Source organism: Pseudovibrio axinellae, from assembly GCF_900110875.1.
GTDB lineage: Bacteria > Pseudomonadota > Alphaproteobacteria > Rhizobiales > Stappiaceae > Pseudovibrio > Pseudovibrio axinellae.
Window position 1 is genome coordinate 331,296 of record NZ_FOFM01000004.1, and the last position, 18,127, is coordinate 349,422.

An 18,127-nucleotide genomic window follows, 5' to 3' on the forward strand; every position below is an offset into this window, starting at 1 on the left:
GAGTATGGCAAAGTGTTGCCATAGTTTGCGAAGTTTATTGCAGATGGTCTGGGTTCAAATAAAAAAGGAGGCAAGTTGCCTCCTTTTTCTTCGATAAGTTTTATGAGTTTAACGACGCTGGTCGATTGGCTGATAGTCACGCTCAGCGTACCCAGTGTACAGCTGACGCGGGCGACCGATGCGTTGGGAAGGATCTTCAATCATTTCCTTCCACTGTGCAATCCAACCGACTGTGCGCGCCAGTGCAAAGAGCACTGTGAACATGGTGGTTGGGAAGCCGAGTGCACGCAGGGTGATGCCGGAGTAGAAGTCAATGTTCGGGTAGAGCTTCTTGTCGACGAAGTATGGATCGGTCAATGCAACTTTTTCCAGTTCCATTGCAACTTCGAGGAGCGGATCATCCTGGTGGCCCAGCTCTGCAAGCACTTCATGACAGGTTTTCTGCATGATGCGTGCGCGTGGGTCGTAGTTTTTGTAGACGCGGTGACCGAAGCCCATGAGGCGGAACGGGTCATTTTTGTCTTTTGCACGTGCTACATACTCAGGAATACGGTCAACAGAGCCGATTTCGGAGAGCATGTTCAAAGCTGCCTCATTCGCACCGCCATGAGACGGGCCCCACAGACATGCGATACCAGCTGCAATACATGCAAATGGGTTAGCACCTGAAGAACCTGCCAAACGAACGGTGGAGGTTGAAGCGTTCTGCTCGTGGTCTGCGTGAAGGATGAAGATGCGGTCCATAGCGCGTGCCAGAACCGGGTTCACCTTGTAATCTTCACATGGAACAGCAAAGCACATGTGCAGGAAGTTGGATGCGTAGTCCAGATCGTTTCTTGGGTAAACGAACGGCTGACCAACGTGGTATTTGTATGCCATGGCAGCGATGGTCGGCATCTTCGCAATCATACGCAGGGAAGCAACCATGCGCAGATGTGGATCGGAGATGTCGGTGCTGTCATGATAGAAGGAGGAGAGAGCTCCAACGGTGCCGGTCATGACTGCCATCGGGTGGGCGTCACGACGGTAACCCTTGAAGAAAGAGCTCATCTGATCGTGGATCATTGTGTGGTAAGTCACACGATGTACGAAATCATCCTTTTCTGCGCGTGTTGGCAGCTCGCCGTACAGCAGCAGGTAGCAGGATTCCAAAAAGTCGCCATGTTCGGCGAGCTGTTCAATCGGATAGCCACGGTACAAAAGCGTACCTTGGTCACCATCGATGTAAGTGATCTTGGATTCACATGAGGCAGTAGACGTAAAGCCCGGGTCTAGAGTAAACCGGCCAGTCTGTTTGTAAAGCGATGCGATGTCCATGACATCAGGGCCTATGGACCCGGAACTGATATTAAAATCCCAGCTCTGGTCTCCGATAGTCAGTTTCGCTGTTTTGTCGCTCATATCAGGCAACCCCCATTTTGTATCTCCTCATGCGACTGCGTATAATTTGTGTACAATTGAATACACTGCATGAACTGACGTTTCCGCCCGGAGGAGAGTGTTGTCGTGAAACTGCCTATATCATTTGCCGCGATGGGGCAAGCGCTCGCAACCAATGCTTTCAGTGATAAGTGTAACTACCGCTACGAATGACTAGTACTTGCAGCGGTAGTTTCTTTTTTAATTCAATACATTACGCAGCGTGATCGCGGATGCGTGCGCAAGATTCGTCTTTTCCGAGGACGACGAGCACGTCAAAGATGCCTGGGGATGTACCACGACCTGTGAGTGCAGCACGTAACGGTTGGGCAACTTTTCCAAGCTTGAGTTCGGCCTCTTCTGCAACTGCTTTGACAGTTTCTTCGGTGCTTTCCACTGTCCATGCGTCCAAAGCTTCCAGGGCAGGCAGAACTTTACCAAGTACTGTGCGGGCTTCTTCGGAGAGAATCTTTTCAGCTTTTGCGTCCAGATCCAGCGGGCGCTGAACCCAAAGGTACCTTGCAGATTCTTGAAGCTCGATCAGGGTCTTTGCACGCTCTTTAAGACCTGGCAGAGCTGCAAGCAGCTTGTCCTGATTGCCGTCACCTGCAATCCACGCCATGACGTCGGCACCGCCTTCTATCTCTGTCAGGTAGGTGAGGAAGTGTCCCAGTAGCTCTTCATCGCTTTCTGAGCGCATGTAATGAGCGTTCAGGTTTTCCAGCTTTTTGAAGTCGAAGCGGGATGGGGATTTGCCGATAGCATCGAAACCAAACCACTCGATCATTTGCTCGGTAGAGAAGATTTCATCATCACCATGGGACCAGCCCAGGCGCGCAAGGTAGTTGCGCATTGCAGAGGGCAGGTACCCCATTGCGCGGTAGGCTTCAGCACCGATTGCGCCGTGACGTTTGGAAAGCTTTGCGCCGTCTGGTCCGTAAATCAGCGGAATATGCGCCATGACTGGCACGTCCCAGTTCAGTGCTTTGTAAATGAGCGTCTGGCGTGCTGCGTTGGTCAGGTGGTCATCACCGCGCACAATATGGGTGACGTTCATGTCGTGATCATCCACCACAACGGCAAGCATGTAAGTTGGGTTACCGTCAGAGCGCAGCAGGACAAGGTCGTCCATCTCTTTGTTTGCAAACTTAACAGTGCCCTGAACTTCGTCCTGCACAATTGTATCGCCTTCCAGCGGTGCTTTCAAACGAATTGCAGGGGAGACACCTTCTGGAGCCTGGGAGGCATCACGATCACGCCAGGTGCCATCGTAGCGCGGCGGACGGCCTTCAGCGCGGGCCTTTTCGCGCATCGCGTTGACTTCTTCTGCTGTGCTGTAACAGTAGTAAGCCGTGCCGTCTTTGACCATCTGCTGTGCCACTTCGCGGTGACGCTCAGCATTGGCGTGCTGAGAAATCGGCTCGCCGTCCCAGTCCATACCCAGCCAGGACAGGCCATCCATCAGCGCTTCCACGGCTTCATCAGTGGAGCGGGAACGGTCAGTGTCTTCAATACGCAAAAGCATTTTGCCACCATGGCGCTTTGCGTAGAGCCAGTTGAACAGAGCTGTGCGAGCGCCACCAATATGAAGGTAGCCGGTCGGGGATGGCGCGAAGCGCGTAACGACGTTTTTGGTCATAGGCCTACTTGGAATTCTCAAAGGTTACATCGATAAATTCGGGGTAATTACGGCGGGGCGCCGTATCTGTGTGGGCTGTGTAACATAGCACGGGGCTTCTCCCAAGGGGCAGAAAGGGGCTTAGGGGTGCGAGAGGGGCAATCATCCTCAGGCAAGTCGCAATCTGGTGTTGTAGGTACCAGAGTAAGCGCACTGTGCGTGGAGGGGGATAAGTTTTCTGCCAGTGGGGTTGCGCAGCGCACGAGGGAACATGAGGCGCATACAAAGCCACGGCCAAAAACGCAAAATCGCGCAGATGTTTTACATAGCAACGCAAACAGTGAATTTCCGTCCATAGTTCAGCGGGTTGGCGTTCTTGATCGTTGTAAACAGGCTTGGGTGGGTCTTTGGCTTGCCGTTCATGGTTGGGGCAGGGTTATGCTCAAGCCAGACCAGATGCATTTGCTCAGTTATGCCCGGTCGGTCCTGCAGCAGGATTGGAGCCGAGGGCAAGGCATCGTTTGGTATGCCCTGAGCCATATGGCGGGCACATTGGTCTACTTCTCTCTTCCTGCCGAGCCCTACGGTGTTTTAAGTGCAATGCCGGTTATCTTACTGGGGGGACTCGCGTTTTTCCGGTGGAGGCGCGGGCATGCTACGGCAACACAGGTTGCCTTGTTGTTCTTCTTTGGTGGTTTCTTTCTTGCGGACTTGCGCGTTGAATTTGCAAGGGGGGACCCTCTGGATCGACCGATTACGCGCAAAGTGGAAGGAACCATTCGTAGCGTTAAGCAATCGGGGCAGTCAGCTTACTCTATCGTTCTGGCTGATGTGGTCTCCGTGACCAAGGAGGGAACAACTCCCTTTCCCTATTTCATACGCCTTAGCATCAAAGGGATGAAGCAGACCCCGCTTGTGGGGGAGAATATGCAGATTAAAGCGCGGCTGGTCCCCCCTGGCGGGGTTGTGAGGCCGGGCGGCTATGACTTTGCAAGAACTGCATTTTTTAGTGGTATTGGGGCAGTTGGCTATGGGCTTTCGCGCCCTGTTCTTTCACCAGGCTCAGCGGGACTAAGTTTTTTGCCGCTGGTGGGCAGGGGGCGCGAAGCAATTGCTGAACGGATACGGCGGGTGTTGGATTATAGCCCTGAAAGTGCCTTTGCTGTCGCCTTGTTGGTGGGAAAACGTGACCATCTTGTGGACTCCGATAAGGAGGCCTTAAGAAATGCCGGGCTTGCTCATGTGCTTGCAATTTCCGGTATGCATATGGGGCTTGTAACCTCCCTTGTGTTCTTTGCCGTTCGCTGGATCTTGTCGCTCAGCCCTTCGCTTGCTTTAAAAGGCCATATCCATGTTTATGCCAGCGTGGCGGCGTTGATTGCAGCAAGTGTTTATCTTGGTTTGTCAGGTGCTTCTGTTGCAACTCAACGGGCCTATTTGATGTCTGTCCTGATACTATGCGCTGCACTCATTGGCAGGCGGGCCTTCAGCCTTCGTGGGCTGGCGATTGCTTGCCTTGTGTTGTTGAGCGTAAGGCCCGAAGAGGTTTTAGCACCCGGTTTCCAAATGTCGTTTTGCGCCGTGCTGGCATTGCTGACCTCTTATTCCATTGGCAAAAACTGGCTAGTTGGTTCGGGCAAGGCTGCTCGCAGGCAAGACCTGTCCTCGTTTGAACGGGGAATGAGGACAGCGTTTAAATGGTTGCTTGCATGTGCGTTGACCTCGCTGATTGCTGGTGCTGCAACAGCTCCCATTGCGGCAATGCATTTTGAGCAGGTCGCCCCTTATGGCGTGCTTGGTAATGTTCTTGCTATGCCTCTTGTCACCTTCGTGGTTATGCCCCTTGGTTTGTTAAGCCTGCTGAGCATCCCAGTTGGGGCTGACGCGCTTTTCCTTTCGGGCATGGCAGCGGGCTTGCAGCTGGTTTTAAAGGCAGCTTACTGGGTCAGTTCACTCAGCGATGGCCTGACCAGCCTTGGGGTTGCTAGCGTGGCTGGATACTTGATGCTGATCACTAGCGTTGTTGTGCTGTGTGTGATGCCATCGCGCCTGAAATGGTTTGCAGCACCTATACTTGGCGGAGCAGTGGTGGTTTTTGCCGCGGACAGGCCCCCAGACCTCATGGTCGCTGACACAGGAAAGCACATTGCTTTTTATGACGAGGATGGGGGGCTTCGTTTGACGTCTTCTCGTATGTCATTTGCAGCAGATAGTTTGTTGCGAGCGGGGGGACTGTCTGGTGCATCCTTTAAGGCTCATAAGGCAAGGGCTTTAGACCGCACCTGCGATAAACAAGGCTGTGTTTTGAAGATATACCCGCGGGAGGTCAAAAAAGGCGGGCGGTACGGGATCAGCCCGGTCGCGCTTGCGCAGTCTAAATCTCCAGATTTGCTGGAGGCTGATTGTCGCCTGGCGGCCATTGTCGTGACACAAGCGCAGGCCCCAGAAGCTTGCAGGGCTGAGTTGGTGATTGACCAGCAGATGTTTGGGAAACGTGGTGCTGTTTATATTTGGCTTACTGGCGGGAGTGAGCGCGGGGGGCAGATAGAAAAAGTGCGCTGGGCATATCATGCTCAGCGCAGGCCTTGGAACCCCAAACTACCTAGTATAACCAGCGAGTTAATAGCGGCGGAAGAGCGCAGTCATCTTGCCTTGAATGCGGACACGCCCCGGGCCGAAGATGCGAGTTTCGTAGGCGGTGTTGGCCGCTTCAAGCGCGACTGAGGCGCCTTTTTTGCGTAAACGCTTCAGTGTTGCTTCTTCATCATCAATCAAAGCCACAACGATCTCGCCATTTTCTGCAGTGTCGCCACGCTTAATCAGCACTGTATCGCCGTCATAGATCCCGGCATCGATCATGGAGTCACCTTTGACTTCCAAGGCATAATGCTCACCACGCCCCATCAGGTCGGCCGGCATTGCTATGGAATGGCTCTGGGTTTGAATGGCCTCAATCGGGACACCGGCTGCGATGCGGCCCATAACCGGAATTTCCAGTGTCGGCACTTCATCTGGCGAAGTGGGGCGTTGGGGAGGTGCCACCTTCTTGCTTAAAGAGCCCTCTATGACCTCTGGTGCAAAGCCTTTGTCCTTTGCAGCAGGTTTTAAAGCAGGGGATGCAGATTCTGGAAGTTTAAGAATTTCCAGTGCGCGGGCGCGATTTGGCAGGCGACGAATGAAGCCGCGTTCTTCCAGTGCCGTAATCAGGCGGTGGATACCGGATTTGGAGCGGAGATCCAGAGCGTCCTTCATCTCGTCGAAGGAGGGCGGAATGCCAGCTTCCTTCAAGCGTTGATGGATGAACATCAAAAGCTCATGCTGCTTCTGTGTAAGCATCTTTTATCCCCATTGGCTCCTAAGGCGCAGATTGAAATAATGTGATCAAGTCAGTCTGTAGGCGAATTCGCTCTTCCAAGGCGATAAAGAAGTTCAACTTCTACGATTGGAAGGACAAAACACGAACGTACTCTACCTGTTCTCATTGTGTTCTGCAATGGGTTTGTTCAGGTTAAGTCCTGCAAGAACTGGGGGATTCAGTCTTTGATGGGTGAGTGGACAGGGGTTGTCCACTCCGGGCTTGTCCAATTAGCGTAGCTTGAGAAGGTCCACTTTTTCACCCGCCTTTGCAGCTGGTGCGTGTGGCGGACGGACGATCAAGGTATCTGCTTTTGTCAGGAGAGCGAGCATGGATGAGTCTTGTTTGCTGAAGGGCTCAGCAATCAGGTTGCCCTGTTCATCGGTGCTCAGGCTTGCGCGCACGTAGTCTTGCCGCAGATCGTTTGCAGGCAGGTCTTTTGCGAGCGTTGCCTTGGTAACCTCTTGACTTTCCTGGCTCTGTGAGCGCGCCAGCATTTCGTCCAGTAGCGGGCCAAGGAACAAAAGCGCACATACTAGGCTGGAGACCGGGTTGCCTGGCAGGCCAAGTACCTTCATGGGCCCCAGTGCACCTGCCATGAGCGGCTTGCCTGGGCGCATTGCGATGCGCCAGAAATCCAGCTCCATGCCTTGTGCGCCAAGAACGCCTTGAATGAGATCATGGTCACCCACTGATGCGCCGCCGAGCGTGACGAGTATGTCAGCTTCTGCGTGGATTGCCTGCTTGACGCGCGCTGCAATCGCCTCAGGTTGATCCGGTGCAATACCCAGCATCATTGGTGTTGCACCACAGTTTTTGACGAACTCAGCGATGCCAACCTGATTGGAGGCGATGATCTGATTCGGGCCGGGAGTCTGACCTGGCTCGACCAGTTCATCGCCATTGGCCAAAATTGCCACAACAGGCTTTTTGCGCACCGGCAATGTTGCATGGTTCATTGCCCCTGCCAGCGAGAGTTCACGAAACCCAAGCAGCGTGCCTTTGGTGAGGAGCACCTGGCCTTCGTGAAAGTCTAGGCCGGCGGGGCGAATGAACTTATCAACGCTCACGCTTTCAAGACAAAACAGGTTATCCCCGTCACGGCGGGCATTTTCCTGCATCAAAATAGCGTCCGCTCCCCCAGGAACCGGAGCCCCAGTAAAAATCCGAAGCGCTTCTCCAGCTTTTAATGTCCCTTCAAAGCTGTGGCCAGCAGCAACTTCTCCGATAACTTTCAATGGGTTATCTTGGTTTGTTGTATCTGAAGCTTTAACAGCATACCCGTCCATAGCAGAGGCTGAGAACGGAGGCTGCGTACGCGTTGCTTTCACATCTTCAGCAAGTACGCGACCACCTGTTTCCAAAAGCGGCAACTGTTCGCTTTGGATTGGAATAATGTCTTTCAAGAGGCGACTGAGAGCGTCTTCGATACTGATCAGACTCATTTGGAAATGTCCTCCTCGGCCAGATAGTGCCCTGACTTTCCACCCTTTTTCTCTAGTAACCGGATCTCGCCAATCTCCATTGAGCGATCAACCGCCTTTGCCATATCATAGATCGTAAGGCAAGCCACCGAAGCTGCTGTAAGAGCTTCCATCTCAATACCAGTTTGCCCTGAGACCTTGGCAAACACCTCAATCTCAATTCCCGGCAGGTCAGGGTTTGGAGTGAACTCCACCTGAACCTTAGAAAGAGCAAGAGGATGGCACAGCGGGATCAGCTCATGTGTTCTCTTCGCCGCCATGATCCCGGCAATTCTAGCCGTGGCAAGGACGTCGCCTTTCTTGGCGTTTCCAGAAAGGATCATGTCTAAAGTGTCAGCCTGCATTTTTACCTGACCACCAGCACGTGCAATGCGTGAGGTGACCTCTTTCTCCGAGATGTCGACCATATGTGCAGCACCGCTGTCATCAAGGTGGGTTAATTTTGGAGAAAGGTCTGACATTTTCTTGCCTCTGGGTACATGGTCTTCAGGTGCAGCTTGTTAAATAGCTGTATGTTCAGCGCTTAAGCAGATTTTTTGTTGCGGCTTCAACGTCATCCTGACGCATCAGACTCTCACCGATGAGGAAGGTTGAAATGCCGGATTTTTCCATTCGGGAAAGGTCTTGCGATGTGAATAGGCCGCTCTCACCAACGATAATCCGGTCCTGCGGAATAAGAGGTGCGAGGCGCTCGCTGGTTTCCAATGATGTTTCAAAGGTTTTTAAATTGCGGTTGTTAATGCCGACAAGCGGAGATGAAAGCTTTAGTGCTCGCTCCAGCTCAGCTTCGTCATGGACTTCGATCAATGCGTCCATGCCTAACTCAAACGCTGCATCTTCCAACTCTTTTGCTAGTGTATCATCAACTGCTGCCATGATGATCAAGATACAATCAGCGCCCCAGGCACGTGCTTCAAAGACCTGATAGGTATCATAAAGGAAGTCCTTGCGCAGAACGGGCAGCGAGACTTGGTCGCGACAAGCGATAAGGTACTCCGGCTTACCCTGGAAGGATGGAGTATCCGTCAGAACAGACAGGCATGCCGCGCCGCCGTTCTCATAGGCACTTGCCAGCGCTGGTGGGTTAAAGTCCGCACGGATCAGGCCTTTTGAGGGGCTGGCCTTTTTAACTTCAGCAATAAGCGCATATTCGCCGTTGGCATGCTTGGCCTTTAAAGCGTTTGCAAAGCCGCGTGTTGGTGTTGCAGCTTTGATTGCTTCGCCAAGCTCATTTAGTGGAACAAGCGCCTTCGCGGCGTTGATTTCGTCACGCTTATAAGCTTCGATTTTCTTTAGGATGTCTGACATGGGATATAGGATCTTAAAGTTTCATGTTGGCGGCGGTTGCAGCGTTTGAGGCTTCAACAAGTTTATCTAGTCGGGAGAGGGCCGCACCAGAGTCAATGGTGTTTGCGGCCATTTTAACACCGTCTGTGAGTGTTGAGACTTTATCTGCAACGATGAGGGATGCTGCTGAGTTGAAAAGAACGATGTCGCGATAGGCGTTTTTTGCACCCTGCAAGACTTCTCTCAAGGCCTGGGCATTTTGCTTAGGGTTGCCGCCTTTGAGGTCCTCTGCTTTTGCGAGCGGGAGGCCTGCGTCTTCTGGTGAGACGGTAAAGGTCGTGACCTTTGCGTCTTTCAGCTCGGCAACATAGGTTGGACCCGTGGTTGTGATTTCATCCATTCCGTCCGAACCGTTGACGATCCATGCCTTCTCTGTACCCAGCTCTTTCAAGGTGTTCGCAAGCGGCTCTACCCATTGTTGAGCGAATACGCCCGTCATTTGACGTTTTGCACTTGCTGGATTGGCGAGTGGACCAAGAATATTGAATATGGTTCTGGTGCCGAGCTCAATGCGTGCAGGGCCAACATGGCGCATTGCCTTGTGGTGATTGGGTGCAAACATGAAGCCAATGCCTGCATCCTGGATGCAGTGGCTAATTCCGTCTGCATTTAAGTCCAGGTTAACGCCTAATTCTACAAGCGCTTCTGCAGAGCCTGACTTTGAGGAGAGTGATCGGTTGCCGTGTTTTGCTATTGTGACGCCGCAGCCAGCAACAACGATCGCAGTACATGTTGAGATATTGTAGGACCCAGAGGAGTCACCACCGGTTCCAACAATGTCGATTGCATCCTCGGGTGCTTTGACCGGGATCATCTTGGAACGCATCGTTTCCACTGCGGCAGAAATTTCGTCGATGGTTTCGCCGCGCATGCGCAAAGCGATCAGAAAACCGCCAATTTGTGCAGGGGTGGCCGCGCCTGACATTATGATCTCGAAAGCTTCGCGAGCTTGAGCTCTGTTCAACGCGTTTCCGTCAGCGACTATTGCAATGAGACTTTTTAGATTGCTCACGGTAAACCCCCTCAATCTCTTAGATAATATCTTATAGCAGTTTGCGTTTGTGCTGGTTCGCTCAGGCTGCCTTAAGTTTTTGTTCTATCGCGTACTCTTGGCTGCAAAGCCGTGTTTGCTTATCCAGAGTACGCCGAAGTGTATTCAAAGATTTACTATTAGATAGCTTTCAGAGGGCTGTCTAGGAGATAAACAAAAGCCCGCCACACATAAAAGTGTGGCGGGCTTGTTTTCGACAAGGATTTGTCTTTTAGCGATTTAGGCCAGTCAACTGATTGAAGACTGACTGGTTTACTCGTACACCTTCAGTCTGCTCCAGTTGGGCGATGAACTGATTGAGCAGGGAACTTTCCAGAGCACCTGTCATCTGAGTATCGATGCGCTTTACATTCTCAGAGTCTGTCATGAAGGCCGGGGTTGTCGTGTCTGTGAGGACAAGAAGGATCCGATCTTCATTGTTGCCAGGTACCTGAGTTGCTGTACCTTTTGGTCCCGAAAATGCTGCACTTACTGCTGCGCCGGAAAGGTTTGCTGCACCGCCATTGCGGGTGAATGGCTCAGATGTGTTTGTTGTCAGGCCTTCTGCAGCCGCGATCTCAGAAAGAGATTTTCCAGCTTTAATTTCTGTAACCAGAGCTTTGGCTTTTTCTTCCAGTAGCTCGGCATTGCGTGCAGCCATCAGATCAGCAGTTACAGCTTCTTTCACTTCAGAGAGTTCTCTGTCGCGCGATGGTGTAACTTCTTTCACTTCGTACCAAAGGTGACCGGAGCGTCCAATTTCCAGAGGGTCGTTTTCGACGCCAATATCAGTTGAGAAGACAGCGGTGGTTAGCGCATTTGCCTCTGGGAGGTCCACTGTTTCACCTGCTTCGTTTTTGCCAGAAGCGTCGAAGGCGGGTGTGGTGGTGAGGTCTAGGTTGAAACGTTCAGCAATTTCCTCAAATGTACTTCCGCCTGCGCGCGCATCTTCAATTTCGTTGTAAAGGTCTTCAACTTCATCAGCGGCATTTTGTTGTGCAAGTGATGCGCGGATTTCATCTTTGACTTCATCAAGAGGTTGAACTGCGGCAGGTTTGATCTCTTTTGCAAAAAGGATTGCGTTGGTGAACTGACCTTCAACCACGTTGCTGGTCTGGTCTTCCTTCAAGGCAAAAGCAGCATCTGCAATTTTCTGGTCAAGGAAGCCGGCCTTGTTCATGAGGCCCAGGTCGACGTCTTTTTCAGTCAGACCCTGCTCGTTCATCAAGTCTTCAAATGTCTTACCAGACTCCATCTGAACAACTGCTGTTTCCGCTTCCTGCTTTGTTGGGAAGGAAATCTGGTAGATACGGCGCTGCTCTCCGCTCTGGTAGCGATTTTTTGTGCGTTCGTATTCCTGCGCAATCTCCTGATCTGTAATATTATCAGGGTTTGCGATTTTATCAGCAGTCAGCTCAATGATAGCCGCATTGCGGTATTCAGGTGCTTTGTAGTTGCCTTTGTTGCTTTCAAAAAATGCTGTCAGCTCTTCGTTTGTTGGGGCAGGGACATCTGTCAGCGAGCTTTGCGGGAGAATGAAGTATTCAACGCGGCGCTCTTCCATTGCGTACTTATCGAAGGTTTCCAGCATGGTCTGTGGTACTTTGATACCACCGATGATCGCTTCTGCAAGCTGTTGGCGCTCGGCAACAAGCTGCTGTTGCATGACGAATTCATCTTCGTTCATGCCAAGGTTATAGAGTACCTGAGAGAGGCGATTGCGATCATAACCATTTACGCCCTGAAACGCTGGGGTTTCCTGAATGGTTTTAATGATTGCTTCGTCAGATACGCCGATGCGCAGCTTAGATGCCTCATTGTCAAGCGCAGCCTCGGCGATGAGGCGACCCAAAACCTGCGCTGGTACGCCAAATGCAGCGGCCTGTTCCTGTGTGACAGGCTGGCCGACGCGGCGTGACAGCTGGTCGAGCTCGCGTGAATAGGCTCGTTGGAATTCTTCAGCCGAAATTTCTTTGTCACCGACTGAGGCGACAGATGTGGAGCCGATTCCAGTAAAGACGTCAGCGATTCCCCAAACTGCAAAGCTAAGCACCAAAAGGGCGATCAGCAGTTTTGCAAACCAGGAACCTACGCTATTACGTAGCGCGTCGAGCATAATTATATCCGTTCTCTTGTTGAAGGCGAGGCTTAATCTCCCCGCGCGCACATGCAAGGTCGCCGGATAATAGTGTTCCTTTTGTCTGGGGGCAAGTTTACACAACATAAAGCCTGTGAGATTCGCCAGTAGATACGAAGTTCATCGCACTAGCGGTAATCCACTATGGGACTTAAGTGTTTTTTCTGCTAGTGAGCACGCATTCCAATTGGGAAGTTAGAATTCATATTTGGGGAACGAATAAATGACTAATCGGCCACTTGTTGCTGGTAACTGGAAAATGAATGGCCTTAAGGCTGCAGCTGCAGAGCTGGATGCAATGGGCGCGGGATACGACTCAGCGCTTTCCGAAAAAGTAGAACTCCTGATTTGTCCGCCTGCTTTGCTGGTTGCCCAGTTGGCTTCCCAAGACAAAATCGCAATTGGCGCACAGACCTGTCATGCTAAAGAAAACGGCGCGCATACTGGTGATATCTCCGCGGAAATGATCCGCGATGCTGGTGGTGCATATGTGATCGTTGGCCATTCTGAACGCCGCGAAGACCATAGCGAAACTGATGCAGATGTTTGCGAAAAGGCAGAGGCAGCCTACCGTGCTGGCCTTGTTGCAATTGTTTGTGTGGGTGAAGTTGAAAGCGAACGCCGCGCAGGCACAACACTTGATGTTGTTACAAAGCAGGTTCTTGGCTCTGTACCAGCAGGTGCTTTGGCTGAAAATACCGTCATCGCTTATGAGCCGGTATGGGCAATCGGCACTGGCCTGACGCCAACGCCAGCAGATGTTGCTGAAGTGCATGCATCTATTCGTGCAACGCTTGTAAAGCAGTTCGGTGCCGAAGTGGGTAGCAAAATGCGCGTGTTATACGGTGGTTCTGTTAAGCCAGGTAACGCAAAAGAGCTTCTTGCGGTTGAAAACGTTGATGGCGCGCTTGTCGGCGGTGCAAGCCTGAAAGCCGCAGATTTCCTTGGAATTGCTGAGGCTTATCGCGGTTAATAGCCGTGGAGCGGTCATAATATTCTTCGCAGTCCACCAATTTGCGGCGCCTTTAGGGTAGAAAGGCGCTGCAAATTCGGTTAGAAGGCCGACTAACGCATTCATTAAACCTACGGATACCTATGGAAACCGTTCTGATTGTTATCCACCTGATGGTCGTTGTTGCGCTGGTAGCAATGGTTCTGCTTCAGCGTTCCGAAGGCGGCGCATTGGGTATTGGCGGCGGCGGCGGTGGCGTGATGAGCAGTCGTGGTACAGCAAATATGCTGACACGCGGTACTGCAATTCTTGCTATTTGCTTCTTTGTAACATCTCTCGCTCTTTCTTTGCTCGCTCGCTACGACGAGCGTCCAGGCTCTTTGCTTGAACAGGTTCCTGCCGGTTCAGAAGCACAGGGTACCGAGCAGGGTGGAAGTAATGGTCTGCTTGACCAGCTTCAGCAGCAAAGTCAGCCTACTGGCCCGCAGGTACCACCTGCTCAGTAATCTGCTGTAAAGCAGAAACAGTTGAAATATACGTTTGACGGCACCGCACACTTGTGCAGTGTCCGTCATTCGTGCGTTCAGACATAACTCAAATATCCAGGGTATTGGATTATCAGACGCTAATCAAACTGGCTTCCCTACTGATAAATTCCACCCTTTAAACGTGGTAGCGATCCATGGCACGGTACATATTCATCACCGGAGGTGTTGTTTCTTCTCTTGGGAAGGGACTTGCCTCCGCAGCTCTTGGCGCGGCTTTACAAGCGCGCGGGTACAAGGTTCGGCTCCGTAAGCTTGATCCTTATTTGAACGTTGATCCAGGTACCATGAGCCCTTACCAGCACGGTGAGTGTTATGTGACCGATGATGGGGCTGAAACCGATCTTGATCTGGGGCACTACGAGCGCTTCACAGGTCGGCCAGCGAACAAACAAGATAACATCACAACCGGTCGCATCTATCAGGACATCATCGCGAAGGAGCGCCGTGGCGATTACCTTGGCGGGACCGTCCAGGTGATTCCTCACGTTACTGATGCGATCAAAAACTTTGTGTTGGATGGCAACGAGGACTATGATTTCGTACTTTGCGAAATCGGTGGAACCGTTGGCGACATTGAAGGTCTTCCGTTCTTTGAAGCAATTCGTCAGCTCGGTAATGATTTGCCGCGCGGTCAGGCTGTTTATATTCACCTGACGCTGCTGCCTTATATTGCAAGCGCTGGTGAAATGAAGACCAAGCCGACGCAGCACTCTGTAAAAGAACTGCGCTCAATTGGTATTCAGCCTGACATTCTTATGGTTCGCTGTGATCGCCAGATTCCAGAGAACGAGCGTCGTAAGCTTTCTCAGTTCTGTAACGTTCGAGAAGAAGCGGTTATTCCGGCATATGATGCAAAGAGCATCTATGAAGTTCCGCTGACCTATCATAAGGAAGGTCTGGACACGCAGGTTCTTGATGCTTTCGGTATTACAGGAGCTCCAGCACCTGACCTTTCCCGTTGGGAGAAAATCGTTGAGTCACTCTTCAGCCCTGAAGGCGAAGTGACCATTGCGATTGTTGGCAAGTACACTGTCCTGAAAGATGCGTACAAATCCTTGATTGAGGCTTTGGTTCATGGCGGAATCGCCAATGGCGTAAAGGTTAATCTCGAGTGGATCGAATCAGAAGTCTTTGAAAAAGAAGACCCGAGCGAGTTCCTATCCAATGTGAACGGCATTCTTGTTCCTGGTGGATTTGGCGAGCGCGGCTCTGAAGGCAAGATTGCTGCTGCCCATTATGCACGTGTCAATAAAATCCCATACTTCGGCATTTGCTTTGGTATGCAGATGGCCGTTGTCGAAGCTGCTCGTAATATGGCAGGCATTCGTGATGCAAGCTCCACTGAGTTCGGGCCGACTGATGAACCAGTTGTTGGCTTGATGACCGAGTGGACGCGCGGAAACGAAAAAGAACAGCGGCACGCTGAAGGCAATCTTGGTGGCACTATGCGCCTAGGTGCTTACGAGGCTGCATTGGAAGCTGGCAGTAAGATTGCAGAGATTTACGGTTCAACCGAGATCTCCGAGCGTCATCGTCACCGGTATGAAGTCAACATCTCCTACCGTGAGAAGTTGGAGCAGGCTGGCCTTAAGTTTGCTGGTACCTCGCCAGATGGTGTGTTGCCTGAGACCGTTGAAATCGTGGGACACCCATGGTTCATTGGTGTGCAGTACCACCCAGAGCTGAAGTCCCGTCCATTTGAGCCACACCCATTGTTCTCATCGTTTGTAGGTGCTGCACGCGATAACAGCCGGCTGGTTTAATCTATAGGTTTTGGGGGACGCGCTTTGACTAAGGGAATTGACCACATCGTTCTTGCTGTAAACTCTTTGAAGGATGCAGCTGAACAATGGGAACAGCTTGGATTTAAGGTGACGCCATATGCGCGTCACCCATGGGGTACTGAGAATCGCCTGATCCAACTGAATGGCAGTTTTCTTGAAGTTCTGGCTATAGGTGAAGGGGCAGAGCTTTCTGAGCCTAGTGAGGGTGTTTTCTCATTTGGCGCATTCAATCGTGATTTCCTTCATAAAGGAGAGGGCGCTTCCATGCTCGTGCTTGATAGCATGAGTTCTGACATGGACCGCAGTGCGTTTGCTGCTGCTGGCCTTGTTGAGTACGCGCCTTTTTCTTTTGAACGCACTGCGATTGGGCCAGATGGGCAGGAGCGCCAGGTTGCTTTTGACCTGACGTTCACCTCAGACCCGCTAAGTTCAGAATTGGGATTCTTTACCTGCCACAATAAGTTTCCTGAAAACTTCTGGCAGACAGAGTATCAGTCTCACCCAAATACGGTCAGTGATCTGGCTGCGGTAATTTTTGTTGCAGATGACCCGGCAGACCATCACGAGTTTTTGAAGGCCTTTATTGGTGAGCGGACCGCACGCCTTTCAAGCCTTGGACTTGAGGTCGAAACAGCACGCGGAACTGTCAAAGTTCTCTCTCCAAGCGCCTATGAAAGCCTTTACGGCGTAACAGCACCAGCTGGCCGCGGGGGCTTGAAACTGGCGGCCGTTGGGTTTGTTGCCGATAATCTTGATGCCTTTGGTGCTTATTGCAAGGATCTTGGTGGATATATGCGCGCTAACTTTTGGGTTGTTCCTGCCAGTAAGATGGCTGGTCTAACCATCGTATGCCGATAACTGAATGCCCGGAAGTATCGCTTCCGGGTTTCTAGTTTGGCGGCAGGTATCCGCAGCGCATCAATCACAGCAACCACTGATTTTTCTTTAAGCAATGTATGTTTGTGTGATCGGCGCGTATGTTATGAAACCAATGCAGATTTTGCCCCTATGAGATTACGTCAGGCGACGACGATCAGGGGTGCCTGATTTTCATCTACAATGAGTTCCAGTTGGGCGGGTGGAGATGAAAACTCCATTACCTGCACCATGTTGTGGCTTGTTCCCTCTCCGTCTTGATCAAAACTCAAAATTCCGCCTGAAAGGTGGAAATATTCACCAACATTTTGCTGCGTAATTTGCTCTGATCCGATCAACTGGGTCACATCAAGGCAATCGGCTTCTACGCCCGAAGATTCATAGTCTGTAATAAGATCTGCAATTGTAAGGTTTGATAGATCCAGAACAAACGTGTCTCGATCGGCTCCGCCTGTAAGTGTGTCTCGCCCTTCCATGCCTGCCAGTCTGTCGCGCCCGCCCATACCGGAGATATGGTCTTCGCCTTCGAGGCCGATGATGAGCTCACTTGTCTGGGTGCCTGTCAGTACGTCATCTCCTGAAGTGCCCATCAAAGGGGGAGCTGATTGTTTGATAGAGATAAGATGGCTATCGGTATCTTGGTCTCCGTCACCATCTTCAACAGATATGAAGAATTGAAGGGTTTGTAATTGGGAGAAATCCAAGCCTGTATTGGCGGTAAACTCCCAAGTGCCATTTGAGTGAATGGTGAGTGCGCCTTCCGGTGTATACAGCGTGGTTTGAGTGCCAGGAGCCAAGTTGACTGTGTGTGGGTCGTTGATATCTGTATAAACGACGACGGAAGAATAACCATCTGCGCCAGAGCTAAGGTTAAATGTGTCCGTAATCGTTTCGCCTTCAGATACAAGATTCTGTGAATCTGCAATATCAACGTCGGGGTTGTCATCCTTGATGGATATATTGGTAATACCGGTCGCGGTGCTGCCATCTGTGTCCGTCGCTACGACGGGAACGCCCAGGACTGTAAAATCACTGGTTCCAGTGGTGACATGGGGGAATTGTGCAAGAAGTGTTGCGGTCACGAGCGCGTTGCCAGTCGTGCCAGCAGCTATGCTTGCCCCTGATAGAGAAATTTGGAGAACATCCTGACCAAGTATGGAGCCAGTGAGTGTCTGTTTATCTGCTGACGATGTCCAGCTCATTGAGGTGATGAGTGTGCCACTGTCATCTCTCACTTCGATATTTGCAGTATCCCCGATCGTGAAGCTGATTATATCGTCGGAACCGGCGGTGAACTGCAGAATGTCACCGCCCGTTTCTGCATCACTTGCTGGGTTTGAACCCACCACGTTGCCTGTTGGAGCCCCATTTCCAACTTGCTCTCCTAAAGCACTTTCATCCAGACTGAGCGCAATGATATCGCCGCCAAATGGGTCTGTGCCATCTGTAATTGTGATTGTGTGAGTGTCCGATGTTGTATCGCCGTCGCTGTCTGTTGCGGTGATCGTAAAGGTGAGTTGCTGGGCCAGGTCATTGTCTAAATTGGCGTCAGCTTCAAAGGAATAGGTGCCATCGGG

Annotated in this window: 13 protein-coding genes and 1 pseudogene; 5 read left to right on the top strand and 9 right to left on the bottom strand. The window is 51.6% G+C overall.

All coding sequences use genetic code 11. From position 1 onward, the window contains the following. Window positions 1-108: 108 nt before the first annotated feature. Together gltA and gltX are read right to left on the bottom strand one after the other, a co-directional pair. Complete coding sequence (gene gltA / locus BMZ51_RS11905; RefSeq protein ID WP_068001142.1) at window positions 109-1,401, bottom strand: citrate synthase; 1,293 nt, start codon at window positions 1,399-1,401, stop codon at window positions 109-111. 232 nt (window positions 1,402-1,633) lie between these two features. After that, on the bottom strand, window positions 1,634-3,058 hold the full coding sequence (gltX, locus tag BMZ51_RS11910; RefSeq protein WP_068001146.1) for a glutamate--tRNA ligase: 1,425 nt from the start codon (window positions 3,056-3,058) through the stop codon (window positions 1,634-1,636). A 126-nt stretch (window positions 3,059-3,184) separates the two neighbouring features. On the opposite strand from gltX, the gene BMZ51_RS11915 reads away from it, so the two are divergent. Beyond that, the gene (locus BMZ51_RS11915; protein ID WP_068001149.1) at window positions 3,185-5,761 is read left to right on the top strand and encodes a ComEC/Rec2 family competence protein; all 2,577 of its coding nucleotides are present in this window, start codon (window positions 3,185-3,187) and stop codon (window positions 5,759-5,761) included. On the opposite strand, the gene lexA is transcribed toward BMZ51_RS11915, so the two are convergent. The 6 genes from lexA to BMZ51_RS11945 form a co-directional block, all read right to left on the bottom strand. Continuing rightward, complete coding sequence (lexA, locus tag BMZ51_RS11920) at window positions 5,657-6,373, bottom strand: transcriptional repressor LexA (RefSeq protein WP_068001152.1); 717 nt, start codon at window positions 6,371-6,373, stop codon at window positions 5,657-5,659. The two genes, BMZ51_RS11915 and lexA, sit on opposite strands and share 105 nt — an antisense overlap. 249 nt (window positions 6,374-6,622) lie before the next feature. Beyond that, complete coding sequence (locus tag BMZ51_RS11925) at window positions 6,623-7,837, bottom strand: molybdopterin molybdotransferase MoeA (RefSeq protein WP_068001155.1); 1,215 nt, start codon at window positions 7,835-7,837, stop codon at window positions 6,623-6,625. Further along, window positions 7,834-8,337, bottom strand: a complete 504-nt coding sequence (moaC, locus tag BMZ51_RS11930) for a cyclic pyranopterin monophosphate synthase MoaC (RefSeq protein ID WP_068001157.1) — start codon at window positions 8,335-8,337, stop codon at window positions 7,834-7,836. Before moaC ends, BMZ51_RS11925 begins: the two co-directional genes overlap by 4 nt. A gap of 55 nt (window positions 8,338-8,392) precedes the next feature. Beyond that, window positions 8,393-9,184: an indole-3-glycerol phosphate synthase TrpC gene (gene trpC, locus BMZ51_RS11935; protein ID WP_068001159.1), complete on the bottom strand. Its 792-nt coding sequence runs from the start codon at window positions 9,182-9,184 to the stop codon at window positions 8,393-8,395. 13 nt (window positions 9,185-9,197) lie between these two features. Beyond that, a complete protein-coding gene (gene trpD / locus BMZ51_RS11940) occupies window positions 9,198-10,235 on the bottom strand; it encodes an anthranilate phosphoribosyltransferase (RefSeq protein ID WP_068001162.1) in 1,038 nt (345 codons plus the stop codon). A gap of 250 nt (window positions 10,236-10,485) precedes the next feature. After that, complete coding sequence (locus BMZ51_RS11945) at window positions 10,486-12,369, bottom strand: SurA N-terminal domain-containing protein (protein ID WP_068001164.1); 1,884 nt, start codon at window positions 12,367-12,369, stop codon at window positions 10,486-10,488. A gap of 244 nt (window positions 12,370-12,613) precedes the next feature. Between BMZ51_RS11945 and tpiA the strand changes: the two genes are divergently transcribed. The 4 genes from tpiA to BMZ51_RS11965 all read left to right on the top strand — a co-directional run bounded on the left by tpiA (window position 12,614) and on the right by BMZ51_RS11965 (window position 16,532). Further along, on the top strand, window positions 12,614-13,363 hold the full coding sequence (gene tpiA / locus BMZ51_RS11950; RefSeq protein ID WP_068001167.1) for a triose-phosphate isomerase: 750 nt from the start codon (window positions 12,614-12,616) through the stop codon (window positions 13,361-13,363). Window positions 13,364-13,485: 122 nt separating this feature from the next. Then, the gene (gene secG, locus BMZ51_RS11955) at window positions 13,486-13,848 is read left to right on the top strand and encodes a preprotein translocase subunit SecG (RefSeq protein ID WP_068001170.1); all 363 of its coding nucleotides are present in this window, start codon (window positions 13,486-13,488) and stop codon (window positions 13,846-13,848) included. 176 nt (window positions 13,849-14,024) lie between these two features. Next, window positions 14,025-15,653 (top strand): CTP synthase, encoded by a 1,629-nt coding sequence (locus BMZ51_RS11960; RefSeq protein ID WP_068001173.1) that lies wholly within the window; start codon window positions 14,025-14,027, stop codon window positions 15,651-15,653. Between the two features lie 24 nt (window positions 15,654-15,677). Further along, window positions 15,678-16,532: a VOC family protein gene (locus BMZ51_RS11965; RefSeq protein WP_208979440.1), complete on the top strand. Its 855-nt coding sequence runs from the start codon at window positions 15,678-15,680 to the stop codon at window positions 16,530-16,532. A gap of 161 nt (window positions 16,533-16,693) precedes the next feature. Here BMZ51_RS11965 and BMZ51_RS11970 read toward each other — a convergent pair. Then, window positions 16,694-18,127 (bottom strand): annotated as a pseudogene (locus tag BMZ51_RS11970) (beta strand repeat-containing protein); the annotation flags it as partial.

Coding starts and splice junctions, on each gene's coding strand:
- gltA (WP_068001142.1), bottom strand. CDS start 1,401: ATGAGCGACAAAACAGCGAAACTGACTATCGGAGACCAGAGCTGGGAT.
- gltX (WP_068001146.1), bottom strand. CDS start 3,058: ATGACCAAAAACGTCGTTACGCGCTTCGCGCCATCCCCGACCGGCTAC.
- lexA (WP_068001152.1), bottom strand. CDS start 6,373: ATGCTTACACAGAAGCAGCATGAGCTTTTGATGTTCATCCATCAACGC.
- BMZ51_RS11925 (WP_068001155.1), bottom strand. CDS start 7,837: ATGAGTCTGATCAGTATCGAAGACGCTCTCAGTCGCCTCTTGAAAGAC.
- moaC (WP_068001157.1), bottom strand. CDS start 8,337: ATGTCAGACCTTTCTCCAAAATTAACCCACCTTGATGACAGCGGTGCT.
- trpC (WP_068001159.1), bottom strand. CDS start 9,184: ATGTCAGACATCCTAAAGAAAATCGAAGCTTATAAGCGTGACGAAATC.
- BMZ51_RS11945 (WP_068001164.1), bottom strand. CDS start 12,369: ATGCTCGACGCGCTACGTAATAGCGTAGGTTCCTGGTTTGCAAAACTG.
- tpiA (WP_068001167.1), top strand. CDS start 12,614: ATGACTAATCGGCCACTTGTTGCTGGTAACTGGAAAATGAATGGCCTT.
- secG (WP_068001170.1), top strand. CDS start 13,486: ATGGAAACCGTTCTGATTGTTATCCACCTGATGGTCGTTGTTGCGCTG.
- BMZ51_RS11960 (WP_068001173.1), top strand. CDS start 14,025: ATGGCACGGTACATATTCATCACCGGAGGTGTTGTTTCTTCTCTTGGG.